This window comes from Conyzicola sp., assembly GCF_057073975.1.
On the sequence record NZ_JBXMIS010000149.1, the window covers coordinates 15182 to 39295 of the forward strand.

General features: G+C 67.0%; 23 protein-coding genes. 21 read left to right on the forward strand and 2 right to left on the reverse strand.

What is annotated here, in order from left to right:
* Position 1 precedes the first annotated feature (1 nt).
* The 16 genes from AC14A7_RS13750 to dnaE all read left to right on the forward strand — a co-directional run bounded on the left by AC14A7_RS13750 (position 2) and on the right by dnaE (position 18272).
* A complete protein-coding gene (locus tag AC14A7_RS13750) occupies positions 2-1546 on the forward strand; it encodes a Mur ligase family protein (RefSeq protein ID WP_484010006.1) in 1545 nt (514 codons plus the stop codon).
* Positions 1543-2202 (forward strand): glutamate ligase domain-containing protein, encoded by a 660-nt coding sequence (locus tag AC14A7_RS13755; protein WP_484010008.1) that lies wholly within the window; start codon positions 1543-1545, stop codon positions 2200-2202. The genes AC14A7_RS13750 and AC14A7_RS13755 overlap by 4 nt, the downstream gene beginning before the upstream one ends.
* Positions 2199-3302, forward strand: coding sequence for a phospho-N-acetylmuramoyl-pentapeptide-transferase (mraY, locus tag AC14A7_RS13760; protein ID WP_484010010.1), 1104 nt, complete (start codon positions 2199-2201; stop codon positions 3300-3302). The genes AC14A7_RS13755 and mraY overlap by 4 nt, the downstream gene beginning before the upstream one ends.
* The gene (gene murD, locus AC14A7_RS13765) at positions 3302-4858 is read left to right on the forward strand and encodes a UDP-N-acetylmuramoyl-L-alanine--D-glutamate ligase (RefSeq protein WP_484010046.1); all 1557 of its coding nucleotides are present in this window, start codon (positions 3302-3304) and stop codon (positions 4856-4858) included. Before mraY ends, murD begins: the two co-directional genes overlap by 1 nt.
* Entirely contained in the window at positions 4803-6095 is a 1293-nt protein-coding gene (gene ftsW / locus AC14A7_RS13770) for a putative lipid II flippase FtsW (RefSeq protein ID WP_484010011.1), read from the forward strand. The genes murD and ftsW overlap by 56 nt, the downstream gene beginning before the upstream one ends.
* Positions 6092-7168: a UDP-N-acetylglucosamine--N-acetylmuramyl-(pentapeptide) pyrophosphoryl-undecaprenol N-acetylglucosamine transferase gene (locus AC14A7_RS13775; RefSeq protein WP_484010013.1), complete on the forward strand. Its 1077-nt coding sequence runs from the start codon at positions 6092-6094 to the stop codon at positions 7166-7168. The genes ftsW and AC14A7_RS13775 overlap by 4 nt, the downstream gene beginning before the upstream one ends.
* Before the next feature lie 28 nt (positions 7169-7196).
* A complete protein-coding gene (gene murC, locus AC14A7_RS13780) occupies positions 7197-8600 on the forward strand; it encodes a UDP-N-acetylmuramate--L-alanine ligase (protein ID WP_484010015.1) in 1404 nt (467 codons plus the stop codon).
* 4 nt (positions 8601-8604) lie between these two features.
* Positions 8605-9510, forward strand: coding sequence for an FtsQ-type POTRA domain-containing protein (locus tag AC14A7_RS13785; RefSeq protein ID WP_484010017.1), 906 nt, complete (start codon positions 8605-8607; stop codon positions 9508-9510).
* Between the two features lie 137 nt (positions 9511-9647).
* Positions 9648-10778 (forward strand): cell division protein FtsZ, encoded by a 1131-nt coding sequence (ftsZ, locus tag AC14A7_RS13790; RefSeq protein ID WP_484010019.1) that lies wholly within the window; start codon positions 9648-9650, stop codon positions 10776-10778.
* Positions 10779-11450 (forward strand): YggS family pyridoxal phosphate-dependent enzyme, encoded by a 672-nt coding sequence (locus AC14A7_RS13795; protein ID WP_484010021.1) that lies wholly within the window; start codon positions 10779-10781, stop codon positions 11448-11450.
* Between the two features lie 36 nt (positions 11451-11486).
* Entirely contained in the window at positions 11487-11972 is a 486-nt protein-coding gene (locus AC14A7_RS13800) for a cell division protein SepF (RefSeq protein ID WP_484010023.1), read from the forward strand.
* A 14-nt stretch (positions 11973-11986) separates the two neighbouring features.
* On the forward strand, positions 11987-12274 hold the full coding sequence (locus AC14A7_RS13805) for a YggT family protein (protein ID WP_484010025.1): 288 nt from the start codon (positions 11987-11989) through the stop codon (positions 12272-12274).
* Positions 12275-12394: 120 nt separating this feature from the next.
* Positions 12395-13189 (forward strand): DivIVA domain-containing protein, encoded by a 795-nt coding sequence (locus AC14A7_RS13810; protein WP_484010026.1) that lies wholly within the window; start codon positions 12395-12397, stop codon positions 13187-13189.
* Positions 13176-13742: a signal peptidase II gene (gene lspA, locus AC14A7_RS13815; protein WP_484010028.1), complete on the forward strand. Its 567-nt coding sequence runs from the start codon at positions 13176-13178 to the stop codon at positions 13740-13742. Before AC14A7_RS13810 ends, lspA begins: the two co-directional genes overlap by 14 nt.
* Positions 13742-14662 carry an RluA family pseudouridine synthase gene (locus AC14A7_RS13820; protein ID WP_484010030.1) on the forward strand — a complete coding sequence of 307 codons (921 nt, stop codon included), beginning with the start codon at positions 13742-13744 and terminating at the stop codon, positions 14660-14662. The genes lspA and AC14A7_RS13820 overlap by 1 nt, the downstream gene beginning before the upstream one ends.
* A 70-nt stretch (positions 14663-14732) precedes the next feature.
* Positions 14733-18272: a DNA polymerase III subunit alpha gene (dnaE, locus tag AC14A7_RS13825; protein WP_484010032.1), complete on the forward strand. Its 3540-nt coding sequence runs from the start codon at positions 14733-14735 to the stop codon at positions 18270-18272.
* Here the strand turns inward: dnaE and AC14A7_RS13830 are convergent.
* Positions 18256-18759, reverse strand: a complete 504-nt coding sequence (locus AC14A7_RS13830; protein WP_484010033.1) for a flavin reductase family protein — start codon at positions 18757-18759, stop codon at positions 18256-18258. The two genes, dnaE and AC14A7_RS13830, sit on opposite strands and share 17 nt — an antisense overlap.
* A 66-nt stretch (positions 18760-18825) precedes the next feature.
* Between AC14A7_RS13830 and hisD the strand changes: the two genes are divergently transcribed.
* The 3 genes from hisD to AC14A7_RS13845 are packed head-to-tail and all read left to right on the forward strand — an operon-like array spanning position 18826 to position 21681.
* Positions 18826-20136 (forward strand): histidinol dehydrogenase, encoded by a 1311-nt coding sequence (hisD, locus tag AC14A7_RS13835; RefSeq protein ID WP_484010035.1) that lies wholly within the window; start codon positions 18826-18828, stop codon positions 20134-20136.
* A 14-nt stretch (positions 20137-20150) separates the two neighbouring features.
* The gene (gene nrdR, locus AC14A7_RS13840) at positions 20151-20624 is read left to right on the forward strand and encodes a transcriptional regulator NrdR (RefSeq protein ID WP_484010037.1); all 474 of its coding nucleotides are present in this window, start codon (positions 20151-20153) and stop codon (positions 20622-20624) included.
* A 25-nt stretch (positions 20625-20649) separates the two neighbouring features.
* Positions 20650-21681, forward strand: coding sequence for a quinone-dependent dihydroorotate dehydrogenase (locus AC14A7_RS13845; RefSeq protein ID WP_484010039.1), 1032 nt, complete (start codon positions 20650-20652; stop codon positions 21679-21681).
* A gap of 6 nt (positions 21682-21687) precedes the next feature.
* Here AC14A7_RS13845 and AC14A7_RS13850 read toward each other — a convergent pair whose 3' ends face one another.
* The gene (locus AC14A7_RS13850; RefSeq protein ID WP_484010040.1) at positions 21688-22254 is read right to left on the reverse strand and encodes a DUF3043 domain-containing protein; all 567 of its coding nucleotides are present in this window, start codon (positions 22252-22254) and stop codon (positions 21688-21690) included.
* A 42-nt stretch (positions 22255-22296) separates the two neighbouring features.
* Here AC14A7_RS13850 and AC14A7_RS13855 point away from each other — a divergent pair, with 42 nt between their 5' ends.
* Positions 22297-23688, forward strand: a complete 1392-nt coding sequence (locus AC14A7_RS13855) for a M20/M25/M40 family metallo-hydrolase (protein WP_484010042.1) — start codon at positions 22297-22299, stop codon at positions 23686-23688.
* 9 nt (positions 23689-23697) lie between these two features.
* Positions 23698-24054 carry a HesB/IscA family protein gene (locus tag AC14A7_RS13860; protein WP_484010044.1) on the forward strand — a complete coding sequence of 119 codons (357 nt, stop codon included), beginning with the start codon at positions 23698-23700 and terminating at the stop codon, positions 24052-24054.
* Positions 24055-24114 lie beyond the last annotated feature (60 nt).

Sequence of the window (24114 nt, forward strand, 5' to 3'; positions counted from 1 at the left end):
CGTGACCGCACGGATTCCGCCGGTCCTCCGGCCTGAGCATCCATCCGCCCGGTCGCTGGCAGGTCTCGTCGACGAGTTCGAGCTCGAGCACCGTGGCACGGTCGACGGCATCGAGATCGCCGGCGTCACCCTGAGCACCTCCGATGTGCACCCGGGCGACCTGTTCGTCGGCATGCCGGGGGCGAATAGCCACGGCGCACGGTACGCCGCCCAGGCGAAGGAGGGCGGAGCGGTCGCCGTGCTCACCGACGCCGCCGGGGCCGACCTCGCCGCAGAGTCCGGCCTGCCCGTCGTGCTCGTCGACTCACCGCGCGCAGCGCTGGGGGAGATCTCGGCGTGGGTCTACCGCACCCGCGAGCATGCACCTCTTCTCTTCGGCACGACGGGTACCAACGGCAAGACCTCGACCTCGCACCTGCTCGAGGGCATCCTCCGCCAGCTCGGCCTCGTCACCGGCCTGAGCTCAACGTCGGAGCGCCACATCGGCGACCTCACGGTCGTCAGCCGCCTCACGACCCCGGAGGCGAGCGAGATGCACGCGCTACTGGCGCGCATGCGCGAGTCCGAGGTGCGGGCGGTGGTGATCGAGGTCAGCGCTCAGGCGCTGTCGCGCAATCGGGTCGACGGCATCCTTTTCGACGTCGTCGCATTCACGAACCTCACGCACGACCACCTCGACGACTACGCCGACATGGAGGAGTACTTCCAGGCGAAGCTGCCGCTGTTCCAGCCCGACCGTGGTCGCCGCGGCGTTGTCTCGCTCGACTCGCCGTACGGCGAGCGTGTCGTCGAGGAGTCCCACATCCCGGTGACGACGATCTCGGCGACGCCGGGCGTTGCGGCAGAGTGGACGGTGACGATCACCGACGAGCAGGCGGCGTACACCGAGTTCACCCTCGACGGCCCCGATCACCGCTCTCTCACGACACGGGTTCCACTGATCGGCTGGCACATGGCCGCCAACGCGGGCCTCGCGATCGTCATGCTTGTCGAGGCCGGCTTCGAGCTCGAGGCGATCGGACAGGCGCTGGATGCCGACGGCGGCATCCGCGCAGAGCTCCCCGGCCGCATCGAGCGGGTCTCCGGCGACCGCGGACCAACCGTGTACGTCGACTTCGGCCACAGCGCCGACGCCTTCCTGCAGACCCTCGCTGCCGTTCGAACTGTAACGAGTGGTCGGGTGATCATGGTCTTCGGTGCAGACGGCGACCGGGATGCGTCGAAGCGCCACGAGATGGCGCGCGTGGCCTCAGAGCACTCCGACATCCTCGTGATCACCGACCACCACCCGCGCTTCGAGAACCCGGCATCCATTCGTGCGACCCTCGTCGAGGGCGCTGCCCTCGCAGAGCACGCGGCAGAGCTTCACGAGGTGAGCCCGCCAGAGCGCGCGATTCGCGCGGCTGTCGCTCTCGCCAAGGAGGGCGACTCGATCCTCTGGGCAGGGCCCGGCCACCAGGACTACCGCGACATCGAGGGCGTGCGCACGCCGTACTCCGCCCGTGACGAGGCGCGCGACGCGCTGCGCGAAGCCGGCTGGGCGTGATCGCAGGAGTGCTCTCCATCCACGACCTCGACCTGCGGCTCGACGGCACCACCCTGTGGTTCGTGCACGAGGCAACGCGGCATCAGGCGATGCTGCGCTCGATCGGGGAGGCGAACGCGATCGCCGTGCTCGCCTCCATCGACGACGCACTGCGAGCAGGCCATGCCATTGACGACGCCATCGCCGCGGCGCAATCCTGGAGCTCGCCTGCGCGCCACATGCAGCCGGCGAGAACCGCTCACGGTGCCACGGTGCTCAACGACGCCCATGGCGCGACGAAAGACGACATGGCTGCCGCGCTGCGCACTCTCGTGCAGGTGGCGCCGACCGGATCGCGCACTGTCGCCGTGCTCGGAGAGTTCGACTGCGATCCCGTCGACTTCGTCGAGGAGCACGACGCCATCGGCCGGCTCGTGGTTCGTCTCAACGTCGGTCAGCTCATTGCCGTCGGCCCCGGCGCCCGCCATCTGCAGTCGGCGGCCGGCCTCGAAGGTTCATGGGATGGAGAGTCGCTGATCGTCAGTACGCCAGAGGAGGCTTACGATTTGCTTCGTGATCACATTCGCGAGAACGACGTGGTGCTCGTGAAGGGCGCAGGGGCCACCGGCCTCGCAGGGCTTGGCGACCGTCTCGCAGAGGCGGGTGTAGCCCAGTGATCGCGCTTCTGATCTCCGGCGGAGTCGCGATGGTGTTCACCCTCGTGCTCACACCGCTCTTCATCCGCCTGTTCAACCTCCTCGGCTGGGGCCAGTTCATCCGCGATGACGGACCGCAGTCGCACCACGCCAAGCGCGGAACGCCGACAATGGGCGGCATCGTCTTCATCCTGGGTGCCGTCACCGGATACTTCGTCGGGCACCTCATCGCCAGGCAGCCGTTCACCCTTGTGGCGTTCCTCGTGATGGCGATGATGGTCGGCATGGGCCTCGTCGGCTTCGTCGACGACTTCCTCAAGACCCGCAAGCAGCGCAGCCTCGGCCTTGGCGGCTGGGCCAAGATCACGGGGCAGGTGATCGTCGCGAGCATTTTCGCGGTGATCGCACTCAACCTCCCCGACGAGAACAAGCTCACTCCAGCCTCGCTGATGATCTCCGGCGTGCGCGACATCCCGTGGCTGAACCTGGCTGTGTTCGGCTCCGTCGGCGCCGTGCTCGTCTTCATCCTCTGGGTCAACGTCATCGCGGTGAGTGCATCCAACGGCGTCAACGTCGCCGACGGCCTCGACGGCCTCGCGACGGGAGCCGCGATCATCGCCACGGCTGCCTACATCTTCATCGGCTTCTGGCAGTACAACCAGAGCTGTTTCCCGGGCGGGGCCGACGTTGCCGACCTGTACCGCTGCTACACGGTGCGCGACCCGCTCGACCTCGCTGTGATTGCCGCAGCGATCGCCGGCAGTCTCATCGGCTTCCTCTGGTGGAACACCGCTCCCGCCCAGATCTTCATGGGCGACACGGGCTCGCTCGGCCTCGGTGGAGCGCTCGCCGCCCTCGCGATCCTCAGCCGCACCGAGCTGCTGCTTGTTCTCATCGGCGGGCTCTTCCTCATCGTCACCGGTTCGGTCATCCTGCAGCGGGCGTACTTCAAGATCACCAAGGGCAAGCGCATCTTCCTCATGAGCCCGCTGCACCACCACTTCGAACTCAAGGGCTGGGCGGAGATCACCGTCGTCGTGCGGTTCTGGATCATCGCTGGACTCTTCGTCGCTGCCGGTGTCGGCGTCTTCTACCTCGAGTGGTCGACCAGCCGACCGTGATGCGACTCGATACCCTCACCAGCTGGAATGCAGACTGGGCGGGGCTCCGCGTTGCGGTGCTCGGGCTCGGTGTCACCGGATTCTCCGCCGCCGATACTCTTGTCGAACTCGGAGCGAAAGTTCGCGTTCTTGCCGCCGGAGCCGACCCGGAGCGTGCCGACCTGCTCGATGTGATCGGCGCGGAGTTCGTGCAGAAGCCAGACCTCTCGCCGGCCGACCTCGAGGACTTCGACCCGGAGCTCATCGTCGTGTCTCCGGGATTCCGCCCTGACCACCCGCTGCTGCAGTGGGCAGACCAGCACGGCATCGAGCTCTGGGGTGACATCGAGCTCGCCTGGCGCGTGCGCGACAAGGTGCACGCGGCCGAGTGGATCTGTGTCACCGGAACGAACGGCAAGACCACGACGGTGCAGCTGACCACCCACCTGATTGCGGCGTCCGGCTCACGGGTCGCCGCTGTCGGCAACATCGGCGTGCCCGTTCTCGACGCCGTTCGCGATCCGACCGGTTTCGATGCTCTCGTGGTCGAGCTCTCGAGCTTCCAGCTGCACTGGATCAACCGCAATGCGGCGGGCCAGCTGGCACCGCTCGCCAGCGTGTGCCTCAATCTCGCAGAAGACCACTACGACTGGCACGGCTCTGCGGAGGCCTACCGCGATGCGAAGGCGAAGGTCTATGCCAACGCACGCGTCGCCTGTGTCTACAACAAGGCCGACGAGGCGACCATGCACATGGTCGAAGACGCGGATGTGCAGGAGGGATGCCGCGCGATCGGCTTCGACCTCGGAACCCCCGGCCCGAGCGACCTCGGTCTCGTCGGCGATATCGTGGTCGACCGGGCGTTCGCAGCGGACAGGCACTCGACCGCCGTCGAGCTCACGACACACGGGGAGCTTGCAGCGATCGGGATGGCGGCGCCGCACTCCGTCGCCAACGTGCTCGCCGCATCCGCGCTGGCCCGCGCGTGGGGAGTCGAGGCGGATGTCGTGCGGGCGGCCCTTGCCACCTTCCGCGTTGACCACCACCGCTCCGAGCCCGTCGCCACCGTCAATGGGGTGCTGTGGGTCGACGACTCGAAGGCCACCAACCCGCATGCTGCCGATGCGTCGCTCACCGCGTTCGCATCCGTCGTCTGGATCGTTGGCGGACTGCTCAAGGGCGTCGACATCAGCGGCCTGGTGCAGCGCCACGGCCAGCGCCTGAAGGCAGCCGTCGTGATCGGCGTGGAGCGCTCCGCCGTGCTCGCGGCATTCGAGCGACACGCGCCGACGGTTCCGGTCTTCGAGGTGGAGAGCGCTGAGACTAGTGACGTAATGCGTGAGGCAGTGCGGCTGTCTGCTGCTGTCGCGACCGAGGGGGACACCGTCCTGCTCGCCCCGGCAGCCGCGTCGATGGACCAGTTCACGGACTACGGAGATCGAGGACGCCGGTTCGCGGCAGCGGTGGCGAATCACGCAGGGCTCGAACTGGCACCACCGACGCAGGCAGGAGGGACGAGGGATGACGAACCCGTCGACCCCGCGCCGTCAGACCCCGAGGCCGACCCCGGCTCCTGAGCACACACGGGCACCGGAGCAGACACCGCCGGCGGCTCTCGTCGCTGTGCGGCGCATCTTCGCAACGGAGACCCGCAACTACTTCCTCCTGCTCGGAACCACGCTCTTCATGGTCGCCTTCGGGCTCGTCATGGTGCTGTCGTCCTCGTCTGTCGAGTCGCACCTCGAGAACGACTCGTTCTTCTATGCATTCCTCCGACAGCTGCTGTACGCGCTCTTCGCAATTCCTCTCATGCTCATCGCCTCGCGCATGCCGATCGCCTTCTGGAAGCGCATGTCGCGGCCGGCCATCATGCTCGGTCTCGGTCTTCAGCTGCTCGTGTTCTCGCCGCTCGGCTACGAGTCGGGCGGAAACCGCAACTGGATCATCATCGGACCCATCAACGCGCAGCCGTCGGAGGTCGTGAAGCTGGCCCTCATCGTCTGGATCGCGTTCGTGCTGACCCGCGCCAACTCCGATCCGAACGACCCGAAGAAACTGCTCGTTCCCGTTGGCGCTGCGTCGCTCGTCGCTATCGGCCTTGTGCTCGTTGGCCGCGACCTCGGTACTGCCGTGATCATGCTGTTCATCGTCTTCGGCTGCCTGTACTTCGCCGGCATCGCGATGCGCTACCTGATCGGCGCTGGCGCCGTGATCGCCGTGCTCGGGCTCATGTTCGCGTTCGCGAGCTCCTCGCGCACCGATCGCATCAACTCGTGGATCAGCGGCTGCACGGAGAAGGACTACTACGACTTCTGCTGGCAGCCGATGCACGGAACGTGGGCGCTTGCCTCCGGGGGCGTGTTCGGGGTCGGTCTCGGCAACTCGAAGTCGAAGTGGTCGTGGTTGCCAGAGGCAGACAACGACTACATCTTCGCCATCATCGGCGAGGAGCTCGGTCTCATCGGGGCCATCGTCGTGCTCATCCTGTTCGTCGTGCTCGCCATCGGGTTCGTTCGCATCATCCGGGCTAACCGCGACCCCTTCGCCCGGATCGTCACGAGCGGCGTTATGGTCTGGATCATCGGGCAGGCGCTCGTCAACATCGCGGTGGTGCTCGGCCTCCTCCCCGTGCTCGGTGTTCCTCTCCCGCTCATCTCGGCGGGAGGGTCTGCGCTCATCTCGAGCCTCCTCTCCATCGGGGTCGTGCTCTCGTTCGCTCGAAAGCGCCCGCAGTTCGAGGACACGGCGATGGAGCTCTCACCGGCCGAGCGGTCGCGTCGTGCCGCCTCAGCGCGGGTACAGTCTCGATCGTGACCACATACCTCCTTGCCGGCGGCGGAACCGCCGGGCACGTCAACCCCCTGCTCGCCGTCGCCGATCGGCTGCGTGATGAGGAGCCGGACGCGTCGATCCTCGTGCTCGGCACGGCGGAGGGGCTGGAATCCCGACTGGTTCCGGCGCGGGGCTACGAGCTGCTGACGATCGAGCGCCTGCCCTTTCCGCGTCGTCCGAGCGCCGACATCGCCCGCTTCCCCGGTCGCCAGCGGGCAGCGATCGAGCGGGTGCGATCGATCCTTCGCGATCGGGGCGTGGACGTCGTGGTCGGCTTCGGTGGATACGCGTCGGCCCCCGCATACCTCGCCGCCCACCGCGAGCGGCTGCCGTTCGTGGTGCACGAGGCCAATGCCCGCCCCGGACTCGCCAACCGGCTCGGAGCCGCGTTCACGCCCTACGTCGGTGTCGCGCACCGGGCAACGCGCATTCGCAACGGCCAGTTCGTCGGTATGCCGCTGCGCCGGGAGATCGAGCACCTCGACCGGCCGGCGGCACGGGCCACCGCGTACGCGGAGTTCGGCCTCGATCCGTCGCGGCCGACCCTGCTCGTCACAGGTGGCTCGACGGGGGCGCGTCGCCTCAATGCGACGATCTCGGCCAGCGCGTCGCTGGTGATCGGTGCTGGCTGGCAGCTGCTGCACATCGCGGGGGAGCGGGCAGAGGTGCGCGACCCGCACCTCGAGGGCTACGCCTTCCTCAACTACTGCGACCGCATGGATCTCGCGATCGCCGTTGCCGACCTCGCCGTCTCGCGCTCCGGGTCTGCGACGGTGAGCGAGCTGACCGCTGTCGGGGTTCCGGCGGTCTTCGTCCCGTATCCAGTCGGCAACGGGGAGCAGCGGTTCAATGCCGCCGACGTCGTTGCCGCGGGTGGGGCCGTCATCGTCGATGACGCCTCGTTCACGCCTTCGTGGGTGGCGGCATCCCTCGTTCCCCTGCTGCGCGATCGGGCGCTCATCGCAGAGATGGCGGTGCAGTCGGCCAGCGTCGGGGTGAGCGACGGCGCAGATCGAATGGTCGCGCTCGTTCGCCGCGCGCTGCGTCGGCAGTAGCCAACGTCCCCCGGTAAAATCGACAGCGATGATCAAGCCCGACTTCTCCCAGCCACTACCCGCAGAACTCGGGGCGGTGCACTTCATCGGCATCGGCGGATCGGGAATGAGCGGCATCGCCCGCCTCTTCCTCGCCGCGGGGCACCAGGTGAGCGGATCGGACCGCAGCGAGAACCACAACACCGAGTCTCTGCGCGCGCTGGGAGCCACGGTCTCGATCGGCCACGACGCCGCGAACCTCGCGGAGTCTGCCACGGCGATCGTCTACACGACGGCCCTGTGGCCGGACAACCCCGAGTACCTCGTTGCCAGGCAGCGCGGGCTTCCCCTGTTGCACCGCTCCCAGGCGCTCGCGTGGCTGATCAACCGGCAGCGACTTGTCGCGGTTGCGGGCGCCCACGGCAAGACCACATCGACCGGCATGATCATCACGGCGCTGCTCGACCTTGGAGAGGACCCGAGCTTCGTCAACGGGGGCGTCATCCAGTCGCTCGGCGTATCGGCTGCAGCGGGGTCGGGCGATCTGTTCGTCGTCGAGGCCGACGAGTCTGACGGCTCATTCCTGCTCTACGACACGGCCGTCGCCCTCATCACCAACGTCGATGCCGACCACCTCGACCACTACGGCGACCACGACGCATTCGACGCCGCGTTCGTCGAGTTCGCATCGAAGGCGTCGGAGTTCGTCGCGGCATCCAGCGACGATCCCGGCGTGCTTCGTGTGACGAGCCGCCTCGGTGCGAAGAGGCTCATCACGTTCGGCGAGGCAGCTGACGCAGATGTTCGGTTCAGCCAGATCGCCGACGCCGGGCCCGTCTCGTTCACCCTCGACTGGCAGGGGTCGACCTACTCTGCGCAGCTTGCTGTGCCCGGCCGTCACAACGCGCTCAATGCAGCCGGAGCCTTTGCCGTACTCGTCGGCCTCGGACTCGACGCAGAGCGGTCCCTTCGTGGCATCGAGCGGTTCGGCGGCACGGAACGTCGGTTCGAGCTGCACGGGGAGGTTCGGGGTGTGCGGGTCTATGACGACTATGCGCATCATCCCACCGAGGTCGAGGCAGCGCTGCAGACGGCACGCTCCGTTGTCGGCTCCGGCCGGGTCATTGCCGTGCACCAGCCCCATCTCTACAGCAGGACGCAGTTGATGGCCGGCGACTTCGCGGAGGTCTACGAGCGCCTTGCCGATGCGACCGTGGTGCTGGATGTCTACGGCGCGCGAGAGGACCCCGTGCCCGGTGTCACGGGAGCGCTGGTGGCAGAGCGCTTTGCCGACGCGTCAAAGGTCGCCTACCTTCCCGACTGGCAGGAGGCGGCAGACCACACTGCGTCCATCGCCCGCGACGGCGACATCATCATGACGCTCAGCTGCGGCGACGTGTACCGCATCATTCCGCAGCTGCTCGCCTCGCTCGAGGCGACGAGCAAGGACTGAGCCGATGAAGCGGCCAGAGGGGTTCGACCGCGCGACCAAGCCACAGGCTCCCGCGCCAGTGACTCCCATCGCGAAGGCGAAGCCGGCGAAGGCCGTCAAAGACGCGGCCCCCCACTCGACCAGTGTCTCTCCCGCGCGCGAGGGCCGCATGCTGGTGCGACGTGCGGCCCGGGAGCGCAAGGCGTTCGAGCGCGGAGAAGTCAAGCGCTTCACCCGGCGGGCCCGCGCTCGTCGACGCGTGGTGATCGCCGCCGTTGTCACCGTCGTCGCCCTCGTCGGCGGCATGGTGGTTGCGGTGTTCTCCCCTCTGCTCTCCCTCGACTCGATCGAGATCAGCGGCACGCAGCGAATCGATGCCGCCGAGGTACACGAGGCTCTCGACGACCAGCTCGGCACACCGCTCGCCCTCGTCGACTTCGACCGCATCACCGAGGAGCTCGGCCGGTTTCCGCTGATCCGCAGCTATACCGCGGAGTCGGTTCCGCCACACACCCTCGTCATCACCATCGACGAGCGCCAGCCCATCGGCATTGTCAGCGATGGCAGCTCGTTCGCCGTTGTCGACCCTGCCGGTGTCGTCGTCGAATCGGTGGCTGCTCGCCCGCCGGGACTCGCAGTTATCGACGCGGGGGAGGCATCCATCGGCAATCCCGGGTTCCTCGCTGCGGTGGAGGTGCTCCTCGCACTTCCGCCGGAACTGGCCGCACGAGTCGACACCATCACGGCATCGACGAAGGATGACGTCGGCTTCAGCCTGACCGGTGGCACCCAGTCGGTCACCTGGGGCAGTGCCGACCGCTCGGCGACAAAGGCGCGGGTTCTCGCGACTCTCATCGCGACGCAGGGGGAGTCGGCCGCGCTGCTCTACGACGTCTCCGCTCCCGACGCCGCCGTCGTGCGCACTCTCTGACCCTCGACATTGCCGACACGCCGCCGAAAGGCCGCGGCCCTCGATGGCATCGACCTACTCTCAGTGCAGGAAATGCATACTGAGCATAACTTTAATCCTCAACCTGAGGTTGAAAGTTTTCAGCGGAGGCCGGAACAGTGACATCGAAGCAGAACTACCTCGCCGTGATCAAGGTCGTCGGCATAGGCGGCGGCGGCGTCAACGCGGTCAACCGCATGATCGAGCTCGGCCTTCGCGGCGTCGAGTTCATCGCCATCAACACCGACGCCCAGGCGCTGCTGATGAGCGATGCCGACGTCAAGCTCGATGTCGGCCGTGAGCTCACCCGCGGACTTGGTGCAGGGGCCGACCCAGAGGTCGGCCGCCGTGCCGCAGAGGACCACGCGGAAGAGATCGAGGAGGCCCTCGCCGGCGCCGACATGGTCTTCGTCACCGCGGGCGAGGGAGGCGGTACCGGCACCGGTGGAGCCCCCGTCGTCGCCAGAATCGCCAAGTCGATCGGCGCGCTCACCATCGGTGTCGTCACCAAGCCGTTCGGCTTCGAGGGCAAGCGCCGCTCCAGCCAGGCCGAGATCGGCGTCTCCAACCTCAAGAACGAGGTCGACACGCTTATCGTCGTTCCCAACGACCGTCTGCTCGAGATCAGCGACCGCGGCATCAGCATGCTCGAGGCCTTCGCCACCGCCGACCAGGTGCTCCTCGCGGGCGTGCAGGGAATCACCGACCTCATCACGACCCCTGGGCTCATCAATCTCGACTTCGCCGACGTCAAGTCGGTCATGCAGGGAGCGGGGTCGGCGCTCATGGGCATCGGCTCGGCCAGGGGAGCGGACCGCGCCATCAAGGCCGCGGAGCTCGCCGTTGCCAGCCCACTGCTCGAAGCCTCGATCGACGGCGCCCACGGCGTTCTGCTCAGCGTCCAGGGCGGCTCGAACCTCGGCATCTTCGAGATCAACGACGCTGCACGCCTCGTGCAGGAGGCCGTGCATCCAGAGGCGAACATCATCTTCGGAGCCGTCATCGACGACACGCTCGGCGACGAGGTCCGCGTGACGGTCATCGCCGCCGGCTTCGACGGCGGGGAGCCGAAGCACACCAAGGAGCAGGCGCGCCGCACCAACTACGTCGCCGCCGCTGACGGCGCATCGCCGGCGGTCGAGACGCCGACACAGCCGTGGAGCCAGGAGCAGCTGCCGGTCGACCCCAGCGGTCGCGGATTCGACGACGAGGATGACGCCGACATCGACATCCCCGACTTCCTGAAGTAGGTGGCAACCCTCGCCGAGCGCTATGCGGCCGTGACACAGGATGTCGCTGCCGCAGCGAGCGAGGCCGGTCGCGACCCCGCAGAGATCACCACGGTCGTCGTCACCAAGTTCCACCCCGCATCCCTCGTTCGGGAGCTCGCGTCACTCGGCGTGCGCGACGTGGGGGAGAATCGCCACCAGGAGGCCGCTGCCAAGACGGCAGAACTCGTCGACCTCGACCTGCGGTGGCATTTCGTGGGGCAGCTGCAGGCCAACAAGGCGGCGGCTGCCCTCGAGTACGCCACTGTCATCCATTCCGTCGACCGGCCGTCGCTCATTGACGCGATCGCCAAGACGGGCCGCCGTGTCGGCGTCTTCATCCAGCTCAACCTGACCGACGACCCCGACAGGGGCGGCGTCGACATCGAAGGCCTCGAGTCCGTGGCGGAGCGCGCGCTTGCCGTTCCGAGCATCGAGCTGCTGGGGCTCATGGCGGTCGCGGGACTCGGTGCAGAGCCGCGCGCGGAGTTCGCTCGCGTGCGTGCCGCATCCGATCGCCTTCGCTCGCTTGCCCCGGGGGCGTCCAAGCTCTCGATCGGCATGTCCGGTGACTTCCGTGAGGCGATCGCCGAGGGTGCGACACACCTGCGCATCGGCACGGCAATCACGGGAAACCGGCCCCCCGCGAGTTAATGTCGTTGAGAAGCACCACGAGACGTGAGGAACACAATGGCTAATCCACTGCGCAAGACGATGGTCTACCTCGGCCTGGCCGACGAGGAGTTCGACTACGACGCCGGTGTGCCGAGTGCGCCAGCACAGCCAGCCGCCCCCGTTCACCGCGAGGTGCAGCAGCACCGCGAGAGCACGGCGCGAGCGCAGGTCACCCCCCTGCGTCGCCAGCCCGCCCAGCGCCAGTCCGGCCAGGAGATGAACGAGATCCTGACGGTGCACCCGCGCGCGTACAAGGACGCCCAGGTCATCGCAGAGAACTTCCGTGAGGGAATCCCCGTGATCATCAACCTCTCGCAGATGAGCGAGCAGGAGGCGCGCCGCCTTGTCGACTTCGCCAGCGGGCTCTCGCAGGGCCTCTACGGAAAGATCGAGCGGGTCACGAGCAAGGTATTCCTGCTCTCACCAGCACACGTCGCTGTCAGCGGGGACCAGGCCGAGGTCGAGTCCGACGTCGAGGCCTCGTTCTTCGCCCAGCAGTAGCAGCTGCGCCCGGCGTGGCAGTCATCGGCCTGATCGCGTACATCGCGATCTCCATCTTCATCATCATCATGTGGGTGCGGTTCGGTTTCGATTTCGTGATGAGTCTCAACCGTGGATGGCGCCCTCGCGGTGCCGGCATGGTCATCGCCGAGATCGCGTTCACAATCACCGACCCGCCCATCCGACTCGTGCGACGGTTCGTTCCGCCGATGAAGGTCGGCGGCATGGCGCTCGACTTTGCGTGGGCCATCGTGCTCATCACTGCGATCATCCTGAGTTACATCGCCGCTTCGTTCCTCTAGCGAGCGACCCGATGTACTCTGGAAGAGAAGACCGTGCTGCCATCCGGTCATGCATGAAGTAATGTGGCCAAGGCGCCAACATTAAACAAATGGTTGAAGAAAGTTGTAGAGGTGACGGCAATGGCTTTGACCCCAGAAGACGTAGTCAACAAGCGGTTCCAGCCCACGAAGTTTCGCGAGGGCTACGACCAGGACGAGGTCGATGACTTCCTCGACGAGGTCGTGGTCGAGCTCCGACGCCTGAACCAGGAGAACGAGGAGCTGCGCCAGCGCCTTATTCAGAGCGACTCGCGCATCAACCAGCTGCAGCAGGGCGCGCCGCCCGCTCCCGCGATGGCCGCTCCGGCTCCAGCAGCCGCACCGCCGGCTCCTGCCGTTGCGGCACCCGCGTTCAACGCGAGCCTTGACGACCAGGGCAACACCAACAACCTGCTCCAGCTCGCTCGCACTCTGCACGAGCAGCATGTTCGCGAGGGCATCGAGAAGCGCGACTCGCTCATCGCCGAGGGTCAGGCAACTGCCGCTCGCATCATCGAGGAGGCGGAGCAGCAGCAGCGCGCCGCCATCGGCAACCTCGACCAGGAGCGCCAGATTCTCGAGCGCAAGGTCGAAGAGCTGCGCAACTTCGAGCGCGACTACCGCGCCAAGCTGAAGGGCTACATCGAGGGCCAGCTGCGTGAGCTCGAAGAGGCGTCCCCTGCGGCCGCTCCTCAGCCGGCAGCCAACCTGACCCAGCCGCAGCAGTTCGACCAGCCGCAGCAGTTCGACCAGCCACAGCAGTTCAGCGCCCCGCAGGGCTATGAGCAGCAGGCTGCACCGCCGCAGCAGGCCGCTCCGCCGCAGCAGGCTCCTGTCTACGGCGCTCCGCAGCCGCAGCAGGTGCCGCAGGGTTACCCCGGCTTTGCCGGCAACTGACGACACAACGCCGACTCCGGGTGCCGGGCGCGTTAGCGCCCGTGCACTCGCGCTAGTCGGCGTTGTCGCTGTGCTGGTCTACCTCGCCGACCAGGTGGCAAAGGCCCTCGTGCTGGCGAACCTCAAGGTCAATGAGATCGTGCCGTTCGTGGGCGAGCTGCTGCAGCTTCACCTGGTGAAGAACGCGGGAGCCGCGTTCTCGCTCGGCAGCGGTTCCACCTGGATCTTTGCGATCATTGCATCGCTCGTGGCGGTCGGCCTCGTGGTGTTCGCCCGCCGCATCCGGTCGCTCGCCTGGGCAACCGTGTTCGGGCTGCTGCTCGGCGGCACTCTGGGAAACCTGAGCGACCGGTTGTTCCGCGAACCCGGCTTCGGCGTCGGCCACGTCGTCGACTTCCTCCAGCTCTACGCTTTCCCCGCCATTTTCAACGTCGCCGACATTGGCATCACCTCGGCGATGGTGCTGTTCATCCTTCTCACGATCCGCGGGGTGAATCTCGACGGCACGCGCTCGAAGCGCGCTCCGAAGGCCGTGCCAAGCGACGCCGGCTAATGGAGCAGCGCAGCCTCCCTGTTCCCGACGGCCTCGCCGGCGAGCGAGTCGACGCCGGCATCTCCCGGCTCCTCGGCTTCTCGCGCACGCTGGCCGCCGAGGTGGCCGAGGCCGGTGGAATCACCGTCGACGGCATCGCGGTCGGCAAGTCCGACCGCCTGCGGGCAGGTGCATGGCTAGAGGTGAGCTGGGAGTCGCGAACCGGTCCGGCGATCGAGCCGGTGGTTCTCGACAACCTCGGCATCATCCACGACGATGACGACTTCGTGGTCGTCGACAAGCCCGTCGGTGTCGCGGCACACCCGTCGGTCGGGTGGGATGGACCGACCGTGCTCGGCGCGCTCGCCGGTGCGGGCTTCCGCATCTCGACCTCGGGAGCCGCGGAGCGGGCCGGCATCGTGCACCGCCTCGACGCGGGCACGAGCGGCCTCATGGTCGTTGCCAAGTCAGAGCGCGCCTACACAGAGCTCAAGCGGCTATTCCACGACCGTGAGGTCGACAAGGTCTACCACGCGGTCGTGCAGGGTCATCCCGACCCTCTGACCGGCACGATCGACGCGCCCATCGGGCGTCATCCTGGTTCAGGATGGCGGTTCGCCGTCACCTCCGACGGCAAGCCGTCCATCACCCACTACGAGACCATCGAGGCCTTTCCGTCGGCCTCCTTGCTCGAGGTGCACCTCGAGACGGGCCGCACCCACCAGATCCGTGTGCACATGGCAGCGCAGCGGCATCCATGCGTCGGCGACGCGATGTACGGCGCGGATCCGACGATCAGCGCGCGGCTCGGACTGCAGCGACAGTGGCTTCACGCCATGCGGCTTGGATTCGTGCACCCGGGCACCGGCCAGTACGTCAGCTTCGAATCGGCGTACCCCGCCGATCTCCAGCACGCGCTCGACGTGCTGCGCGCGGCCTGAGCGGCGTGTCGCTGCGAGCGTCGTAGTGACTCGTTAGGCTGAGGTTCCAGACTCGATTCCCGGAGATTTTGTGCCCCCCAGCGACGACTCATTCGTGCACCTCCACGTGCACTCCGAGTACTCGATGCTCGACGGGGCGGCACGGGTCAAACCCCTCATCGCGGCCGCGGTCGAGCAGGGCATGCCTGCTATCGCGGTGACCGACCACGGCAATATGTTCGGCGCGTACGACTTCTGGAAGACAGCAACGGCATCCGGAATCAAGCCGATCATCGGCACAGAGGCCTACATCACGCCCGGCACACCACGTGGTGAGAAGACCCGTGTGCGCTGGGGCAACAGCGGCCAGGTGCAAGACGACGTCGGTGGATCCGGCTCCTACACCCACATGACACTCCTCTCGGAGAACAACGAGGGCATGCACAACCTGTTCCGCATGTCATCGCTCGCCTCCATGGAGGGCTTCTACTTCAAGCCGCGCATGGACCGCGACCTTCTCAGCCGCTATGGCACGGGGGTCATCGCCACGACGGGGTGCGTCGGTGGCGAGGTGCAGACCCGGCTCCGTCTCGGCCAGTACGACGAGGCGCGCACGGCGGCCGGTGAGTTCCAGGACATCTTCGGCAAGGAGAACTTCTTCGCCGAGATCATGGACCACGGCATCGACATCGAGCGCCGCACCATGAAAGACCTGATCCGGCTCGCCAAGGAGCTGGACATCCCGCTCGTCGCCAGCAATGACCTGCACTACACGCACGCGCACGATGCGACCGCGCACGCCGCCCTGCTATGCGTGCAGTCGGCCTCCACCCTCGACGACCCCAACCGCTTCAAGTTCGACTCCGATGAGTTCTACCTCAAGTCGGCTGCGCAGATGCGGCAGCTCTTCGCCGACTACCCGGAGGCAAGCGACAACACCCTGCTCATCGCCGAGCGCTGCGAGGTGAGCTTCGAGCACCGCGACCTCATGCCGCGCTTCCCGGTTCCCGCCGGCGAGACAGAGGCGACCTGGTTCGAGAAAGAGGTGCACGCGGGCATGCTGCGGCGCTTCAACAACGCGCCGAGCCCGGAGCACCTCGCCCAGGCCCAGTACGAGGTCGACGTCATCAAGCAGATGGGCTTCCCCGGCTACTTCCTCGTCGTGGCCGACTTCATCGCGTGGGCGAAGTCGCAGGGCATCCGCGTCGGCCCGGGCCGTGGATCGGCCGCCGGGTCGATGGCGTCCTACGCCATGGGAATCACCGAGCTCGACCCGCTGCACCACGGCCTCATCTTCGAGCGCTTCCTCAACCCAGAGCGCGTCTCGATGCCCGATGTCGACGTCGACTTCGACGACCGTCGGCGCCCAGAGGTCATCCGCTACGTCACAGAGAAGTACGGTGACGACCGGGTCGCCCAGATCGTGACCTACGGAACCATCAAGGCCAAGCAGGCGCTCAAAGACAGCGCTCGGGTGCTGGGCATGCCGTATGCGGTCGGCGAGAAGCTCACCAAGGCGATGCCGCCCGCGATCATGGGCAAAGACATCCCGCTCACCGACATCATGGACTCGGCCTCAGAGCGCTACAAAGAGGCGGCCGACTTCCGCAGCATCGTCGCGAGCGACGCTGAGGCGGCCAGGGTATTCGACACCGCGCTCGGCATCGAGAACCTCAAGCGCCAGTGGGGAGTACACGCGGCAGGCGTCATCATGTCGGCAGAGCCGCTGCTCGACGTGCTGCCGATCATGAAGCGCGAGGATGACGGCGCGATCATCACGCAGTTCGACCAGCCGCCGCTGGAATCCCTCGGGCTCATCAAGATGGACTTCCTCGGGCTGCGCAACCTGACGATCATCGAAGACGCGCTCAAGATGATCGAGAAGAACACCGGGCACCGGCTCGTCATCGAGGACCTCGACCTCGACGCAGACCAGAAGACCTACGACCTGCTCGCTCGCGGCGACACGCTCGGCGTTTTCCAGCTCGATGGCGGGGCAATGCGAGCTCTGCTGCGCCAGCTCAAGCCGACCAACTTCGAAGACATCTCCGCTGTCATCGCGCTCTACCGCCCTGGCCCCATGGGCATGAACTCGCACACCAACTACGCGCTTCGCAAGAACGGCCTGCAGCAGATCGACGCGATCCACCCAGAGCTCGAGGAGCCGCTGCGCGAGATCCTCGACACGACCTACGGGCTCATCGTCTACCAGGAGCAGGTCATGTCGGTGGCGCAGAAGGTCGCCGGATTCAGCCTCGGCCAGGCCGACGTGCTTCGGCGCGCGATGGGCAAGAAGAAGAAGGAGGAGCTCGACAAGCAGTTCGCCGACTTCGAGGCTGGCATGGTGGCGAACGGCTACAGCAAGGGCGCAGTGACGAAGCTGTGGGACACCCTGATGCCCTTCGCCGACTATGCCTTCAACAAGGCGCACAGCGCCGGCTATGGGGTGCTGAGCTACTGGACCGCCTACCTCAAGGCCAACTACCCGGCCGAGTACATGGCTGCCCTCCTGACCAGCGTCGGCGACTCCAAGGACAAACTCGGCATGTACCTCAGCGAGTGCCGCCGCATGGGCATCAAGGTGCTGGCTCCGGATGTGAACGAGAGCTGGGTCGACTTCCGCGCAGTACCGAGCGAGACCGGCGTCGGCGACATCCGGTTCGGCCTTGGTGCCGTTCGCAACGTCGGCCATGCCGTCGTCGAGTCGATCTCTCGCTCGCGCGAGGAGAAGGGGCGTTTCACCTCGTTCCACGACTTCCTCGGCAAGGTTCCCATCCAGGTCGCCAACAAGCGCACTGTCGAGTCACTCATCAAGTCGGGCGCCTTCGACTCGCTTGGCAACACGCGGCGTGCCCTCGTCGAGATCCACGAGGATGCGGTGGATGCCGTCGTCAGCGACAAGCGCAACGAGGCGAACGGCCTCGTCGGCTTCGACTTCGACAGCCTGTGGGACGAGCCGACGGCGGGCGAGAAGAACGTGCCAGACCGCCCGGAGTGGTCGAAACGCGACAAGCTGGCCTTCGAGCGCGAGATGCTCGGCCTCTACGTCTCCGACCACCCGCTCGCCGGTCTCGAGATCGCCCTCGCCAAGCACGTGGAGTTCTCGATCACCGAGCTGCTCGGGGGAGAGGTGGCCGCCGACGGCCAGCACGTGACCATTGCCGGGCTCATCACGAGCGTTCAGCACCGTGTCGCGCGCAACTCCGGCAACCAGTACGGCATCGTGCAGGTCGAGGACTTCGGCGGCGAGATCAGTGTCATGTTCCTCGGCAAGACCTACCAGGAGTTCTCCCCGGCTCTCGCCAATGACTCGGTGGTGGTGGTCAAGGGCCGCGTGAGCATGCGCGACGACGGCATGAACCTGCACGCGGTGAGCATGTTTACCCCCGACATCGGCCCGAGCCTTGGTTCTGGTCCGCTGCTCATCTCCCTTCCAGAGAACCGGGCGACCACCGACACGGTGGCAGCACTCAACGACGTGCTCATCAGACATGCCGGAACCAACGAGGTTCGGCTGAAGCTCCTGACCAGCTCGGTCGCGCGGGTGTTCGAGCTGCCGTACCCGGTGACGGTGTCTGCAGACCTCTACGGGGAGCTCAAGACGCTGCTTGGGCCTAACTGTCTGGGATAGCTCCCGGCTTCATGTAGGCACGCTCGTGGTACAGCAGTGCCTCGTCCTCGTCGCCGAGCTCCCCACCCTCGATACGCACGACCACCACCGCGTTGCTGTGAACCGGATGCACCTCGATGATGCGGCCGAGCATCCACGCGGTCGCGTCGGCGAGAATCGGCACGCCGTGCGGGCCGGGGCTCCAGTGCTCGCCGGTGAACCGCACCGCGTTGTCCGCGGCCATGAGCTTGGCGAGATGCCTCGTGCGCGGACCGAGGGTGTGAATCGCCACGTGGTTGCCGACGGTCATCGCTGGCCATGCGCTCGATGTCTGCGCCATGTTGAATGTCGCGAGCGGCGGGTCGGCGGCGAGAGAGGCGAGGGATGTCGCCGTGAAGCCGACCGGGGAGCCGTCTGGCGCGACCGACGTCACTGCGGCGACCCCGGCCGCATGGCGCCGGAAGGCCTGCTTGAACGCCTCGACGTCGACACTGGGGTTTTCGCTCACGGGAGACTCAATCGTCGATCGGGCCGGGATATTCCGGGTGACACCGCCAACTAGCATGGGATGGCCATGATCAAGACTATTGACCTCCGCGGGACGCAGCCGACGCGCACAGAGCTCATGGGCCTCGTGCCCCGACCAGAACTGGATGCCGGAAGCGCCGCAGAGGCGGCCGCGGCGCTCATCGACGACGTGCGCGATCGCGGGCAGTCCGCGTTGCTCGATCAGGCAGAACGCCTCGATGGAGTGCGCCCGGAGCGCATCCGCATCCACGCAGACCAGATCTCCGCGGCGGTGCGGTCTCTCGATCCAGCCGTGCGAGCAGCGCTCGACGAGTCGATCTCGCGCCTCACCGCGGCGTCGAAGGCGCAGCTGCCGCAGCCGACCGTGACGACGCTCGGCGACGGCGCGCAGGTGATCCAGCGATGGCAGCCCGTCGACCGCGTCGGCCTCTATGTGCCGGGTGGAAAGGCCGTGTACCCATCGAGCGTTCTCATGAACGTCGTGCCAGCACACGTCGCTGGTGTGGCATCCATCGCCCTCGCCTCGCCGGCACAGAGCCGGTTCGGCGGCTCGGTGCACCCGACGATTCTCGGCGCTGCCGGGGTTCTCGGCATCGAGGAGGTGTACGCCATGGGCGGCGCTGGAGCCATCGGTGCCCTCGCCTACGGCGTGCCGGAGATCGATCTCGATCCCGTGCAGGTCATCACCGGACCAGGCAATGTGTACGTCGCGGCGGCGAAGCGCCTCGTGCGCGGCGTCGTTGGCATCGACTCCGAGGCCGGACCAACCGAGATCCTCGTCATCGCCGATGCGACGGCCGACCCGCGCATCGTTGCGGCAGACCTCGTGAGCCAGGCGGAGCACGACGAGCTTGCCGCCGCGATCCTCGTCACCGACTCCGCAGAGCTCGCCGAGGCGGTGCTGGCCGAGCTCGCGCTCCTCGCGGAGACGACCCGGCACGCCGACCGGGTGCGGGTATCGCTTGCCGGCGCGCAGTCCGCGATCGTGCTCGTCGACGACCTTGCGGCCGCCGCCGGATTCAGCAACGCCTACGGTCCAGAGCACCTCGAGATCCAGGTCGACGAGCCCGGCGGCACGCTCGACCTCATCACGAACGCCGGTGCGATCTTCCTCGGTGCCAACTCGCCGGTCAGCCTCGGCGACTACCTTGCCGGTTCCAACCACGTGCTGCCCACCGGTGGCCAGTCCCGGTTCTCCTCCGGTCTCGGGTCGTACACCTTCGTGCGCCCGCAGCAGATCATCAACTACTCCCGCGAGGCCCTCAAGGCGGTACACGCCGATGTGATGGCGTTGAGCGAGGCAGAGGATCTGCCCGCGCACGGAGACGCGGTCACCGCGCGCTTCCGCGACGCCTAGGTATCCTGTAACCCATGTTCTGCCCTTTCTGCCGTTACCCCGACTCGCGGGTCATCGACTCGCGCACCAGCGACGACGGCCTCTCGATTCGCCGCCGCCGTCAGTGTCCGGAGTGCGGACGCCGATTCAGCACGACAGAGACCGCCTCGCTCACCGTGATCAAGCGCAATGGCGTGGTCGAGCCGTTCAGCAGGGAGAAGATCGTCTCCGGCGTGCGCAAGGCGTGCCAGGGGCGCCCGGTGACCGATGCAGACCTTGCCACCCTCGCCCAGCGTGTCGAGGAGATCATCCGGTCGACGGGAGCCTCGCAGATCGAGGCGAACGACATCGGTCTCGCCATCCTCCCTCCGCTACGCGAGCTCGACGAGGTCGCCTACCTCCGGTTTGCCAGCGTCTACCAGGCCTTCGAGTCGCTCGAGGACTTCGAGCTCGCGATCACGCAGTTGCGCATCGACCACAGCGAGAGCACGGCAGCGTCGGCGGAGTAGACCAAGCCGAATAAGCTGTGAGGCGATGTATCGCCTCCTCTTCTCCCTCGTGCTCTCCAAGCTCGATCCCGAGACCGCCCACACCCTCGCCTTCACCGTCATCCGGCTCCTGCCGACGCTGGGGATCGGCCGTCTCGTGCGGCGGTTCACGCGACCAGCGCCGCAGCTGCGAGTCTCGGCCCTTGGCCGCGAGTTCGACTCGCCGTTCGGTCTCGCTGCCGGTTTCGACAAGTACGGCAGCGGCATCCGCGGGCTCGGCCAGCTGGGCTTCGGCCACGTCGAGGTCGGCACCGTCACGGCGCACGCTCAGCCGGGGAATCCACGACCACGGCTGTTTCGCCTCGTGCCAGACCGCGCTGTCATCAATCGCATGGGATTCAACAACAACGGATCTGCGGCTTTGCTGCCGAAGCTGGAGAAGGCCGTCGCGAAGCGCCAGCGACCGGTCATCGGCGCCAATATCGGCAAGTCCCGCATCACCGAGGTCGAGGATGCCGTCGGCGACTACCTCGAGAGCACGCGCCTTCTGGCCCCCGTGGCCGACTACCTCGCCGTCAACGTGAGCTCGCCGAACACACCGGGGTTGCGGGGACTGCAGGAGCTCGAGATGCTCGCACCATTGCTCACGGCGATCCGCGAGGCCGCCGGAGCGACCCCGGTTCTCGTCAAGATCGCTCCAGACCTCACCGATGACCAGGTCGAGGCCATCGCCCGCCTTGCCGTCGACCTCGGCCTCTCTGGCATCATCGCGACCAACACGACGCTGTCGCGCGAGAACCTCGTCACCGATGCCGCCGTCGTCGAGGCAGCGGGTGCCGGTGGGCTCTCTGGCGCGCCGCTTGCCGGTCGCTCCTTCGCCGTGCTGCGCGTCATCCGGTCCGTGGTTCCAGCAGATTTCTGCGTCATCTCCGTCGGGGGAGTGGAGACCGCAGAGGATGTCATCGAGCGTCTCGACGCCGGTGCCACTCTGGTGCAGGGCTACACCGCGTTCCTCTACCGAGGGCCACTGTGGGCAGCGTCGGTCAACCGGGGCCTCGCGCGGCTGCGCACCGCGTAGCGACCGCTACTCCGGAAAGGCCCCGCGCTTGACCTGCGGCTTCGGAAGCCGGATCTGGCGAAGGTAGACAGCACGGATGCCTGCATAGAAGCGGAAGCCCTTGTCGGCGAAGCCGAACTTCTCCTCGAGGCGTCGCTTGAGCACGAAGCTGACGACGACGATGTCGATGAGCGATGCGATGAGGATGAACCACATGAGCCCGAAGCCGAGGATCACGACGATCTCGTAGGGGAAGAAGCTCGTGATGAAGAAGAGCACGATCGTCGGCAGCAGCAGCTCGCCGACACTCCACCGGGCGTCGATGTAGTCACGGATGAACTTGCGCTGCGGCCCGCGGTCACGAGCGGGCAGGTAGCGCTCGTCGCCGTTCGCCATGCCGATGCGCGCCTTCTCGCGCTGCAGCGCAGAGGCCTCGCGCTCGCGACGACGTCGCTCGGCGCGGTCGTTGACCACGAGGGGGCGCTTGCGGGCCTCTTCCTTCTCCTTGCGGCTGGGAGTCGGGCGACCCTTGCCGTCCTTCGTGGTCGGTGCGTCCGGCGTCGAGCCGGTGGGTGCCTCTGGAGTGCGTGCCACGGTGAGTCCTTGGAGTTCGGGGGTCGGCTTAAGATTACTCGCATGAGCGAATCAGCCGAGACCCTGCCCGGACTAGCCGACGCTGTGCACGCGGGCCTTCCCTCGGCCATCGCCGACCTCTCCCGGCTCGTGCGCATTCCATCCGTCTCGTGGGACGGCTTCGACTTCGCCCACGTGGATGCCAGCGCAGAGGCCGTTCGCGGTCTCATCGAGCAGACCGGCGTGTTCGACCTCGTGGAGATCCGCCGAGCCGCCGTCGCCGGCAGCGAGGAGCTCGGCCGCCCCGCCGTGGTCGCTCGTCGCGAGCCGCGCAACGGTGCGCCGACGATCCTGCTCTACGCGCACCACGACGTGCAGCCTCCCGGCAAGGAGGAGGACTGGCACTCGCTGCCGTTCGAGCCGACGGTGCGCGGTGACCGCCTGTACGGCCGCGGCGCCGCCGACGACAAGGCCGGTGTCATGGCGCACGTTGCCGCCATCCGTGCCCTCGTCGCCATCGCCGGGCCAGACATCGATCTCGGAATCGTCGTATTCATCGAGGGGGAGGAGGAGTTCGGCTCCCGGTCGTTCGGCAACTTCCTCATCGAGAACCGCGACCTGCTCGCCGCCGACGTCATCGTCGTCGCCGACTCCGACAACTGGGACACCGCCACACCCGCCCTCACCGTGGCTCTGCGCGGCAACGTCACGTTCAAGCTCACGGTCTCGACACTCTCCCACGCCTCGCACTCCGGCATGTTCGGGGGAGCGGCTCCCGATGCGATGCTCGCCACCATCCGCCTGCTCTCGACCCTGCACGACGAGGCAGGCTCCGTTGCCGTGCCAGGGCTCGTGCTGCACGACGCGCAGACCCCCGCCTACGACGAGGAGAAGCTGCGGCACGAGGCCGGGCTCCTCGACGGCGTCTCGCCTCTCGGCCGCGGGGAGATACTGTCGCGCCTGTGGTACCAGCCGGCGATCACCGTCACGGGCATCGACGCTCCGAGCGTGCAGAACGCCTCGAACACGCTGAGCCCGACGGTCTCGGTGAAGGTGAGCATGCGCATCGCGCCAGGACAGGATGCCGAGGCGGCCTTCGCCGCAATCGAGGCGCACCTGCGCGCGAACGCCCCCTTCGGCGCCCAGCTATCGATCTCCGACGTCGACAAGGGCAGCCCCTTCCTCGTCGACACGAGCGGCTGGGCCGTGAGCGACGCGAAGGATGCGATGGCGGAGGCATGGGGCGCGCCGCCCGTCGAGATGGGCGTCGGCGGATCGATTCCGTTCATCGCCGACCTCGTCGAGGTCTTCCCCGAGGCGCAGGTACTCGTAACGGGCGTCGAGGACCCGGACTCGCGGGCGCACAGCCCCAACGAGTCCCTTCACCTCGGTGTATTCCACCGCGCCATCCTCACCGAGGCCGTCTTGCTGGCAAAGCTCAATTCGCGCACGTAGACTTGAACTATGACTGACACCATCACGACCTCTGCCACGCACGGCGTCGGCCTCTCTGATGCTGCTGCGCAGAAGGTGCGCAGCCTCATGACGCAGGAGGGTCGCGACGACCTTCGTCTTCGTCTGGCCGTGCAGCCTGGTGGCTGCTCCGGCCTCATCTACCAGCTCTACTTCGACGAGCGCACGCTCGACGGCGACGCGGTTCGCGAGTTCGGCGATGGCGTCGAGGTCGTCGTCGACAAGATGAGCGTGCCGTACCTCGAGGGTGCATCCATCGACTTCGAAGACACGATCCAGAAGCAGGGCTTCACGATCGACAACCCGAACGCCGAGGGATCCTGCGCCTGCGGCGACTCGTTCCACTAGCCGATTCACCATGAAGGGCCCGGGCGCAGAGCCCGGGCCCTTCACGGGTTGTGGACTCGA